1 pseudogene is annotated in these 1,254 nt (G+C 74.2%); it reads left to right on the plus strand.

Going from position 1 to position 1,254, the window contains the following annotated elements:
* Positions 1 to 1,254: pseudogene (locus IH54_RS41005) on the plus strand (beta-ketoacyl synthase N-terminal-like domain-containing protein); the annotation flags it as partial.

Raw genomic sequence — 1,254 nt, forward strand, 5'->3', positions numbered from 1 at the left:
AGACGGCGTGGGAGACGCTGGAGCACGCGGGTATCGACCCGGCGAGCCTGCGCGGCAGCGACACCGGTGTCTACACCGGCGTGATGTACGACGACTACGCCTCACGGCTGACCCGTCGGGCGCCGCGCGAGGTCGAGGGCTACCTCGTCAGCGGCAGCGCGGGCAGCGTGGCGTCGGGCCGGTTGTCGTACGTGTACGGGTTCGAGGGCCCGGCGGTGACGATCGACACCGCGTGCTCGTCGTCGCTGGTCGCGGTGCATCTCGCCGCGCAGGCGCTGCGCCGCGGCGAGTGCGCGCTGGCGCTCGCGGGCGGTGGGTGCTCGCGGTGATCCGCGGCAGCGCGATCAACCAGGACGGCGCGAGCAGCCAGCTCACCGCCCCCAACGGTCCCTCGCAGCAGCGCGTCATCCAGCAGGCGCTGGCGAACGCGGGGCTGACGCCCGACCAGGTCGACGCGGTGGAGGCGCACGGCACCGGCACGGCGCTGGGCGACCCCATCGAGGCGCAGGCCCTGCTCGCCGCCTACGGCCGCAACCGTCCCGCGGACCAGCCCTTGCGTCTGGGGTCGGTGAAGTCCAACATCGGCCACACGCAGGCGGCGGCGGGCGCGGCGAGCATCATCAAGCTCGTCGAGGCCATGAAGCACGGCGAGCTGCCGCGCACCCTGCACGTCGACGAGCCGAGCCCGCACGTCGACTGGAGCGCCGGCGCCGTCACCCTCGTCACCGAGAACACCCCGTGGCCGCGCAACGGCCGGCCCCGCCGCGCGGCCGTCTCCTCCTTCGGCATCAGCGGCACCAACGCCCACGTCATCCTCGAAGAACCCCCCGCGCCGGAGCCCGCCGGGCAACCGGACACCCCCGAGCCCCGCACCGCAGCCGCCTCACCGCCGTACCTCCCGTACACGGTCTCGGCACGGTCGCAAGCCGCACTCCGCGCGCAGGCCGAGGTGCTGCTGGCCCATCTGGGCGGCCACCCCGACGCCCGCCCGCAGGACGTCGCGTACTCCCTGCTGACCACCCGGCCGCACCTGGAGCAGCGTGCCGCGGTGATCGCCGCCTCGCGCGAGGAGCTCGAAGCGGGGCTGCGGGCGCTCGCCGCGGGGGAGGCGAACGCCGGTGTCGTACACGCGGCGCCGCGCGAAACGAACGCGCTCGCCTTCCTGTTCGCGGGGCAGGGGAGTCAGCGGGTGGGTATGGGCCGTGAGTTGTATGCGGCGGAGCCGGTTTTCGCTGAGGCGTTCGATGCGGTGCT

Source organism: Streptomyces sp. NRRL F-5123 (genome assembly GCF_000721495.1).
In the GTDB taxonomy this organism is placed as follows: domain Bacteria; phylum Actinomycetota; class Actinomycetes; order Streptomycetales; family Streptomycetaceae; genus Actinacidiphila.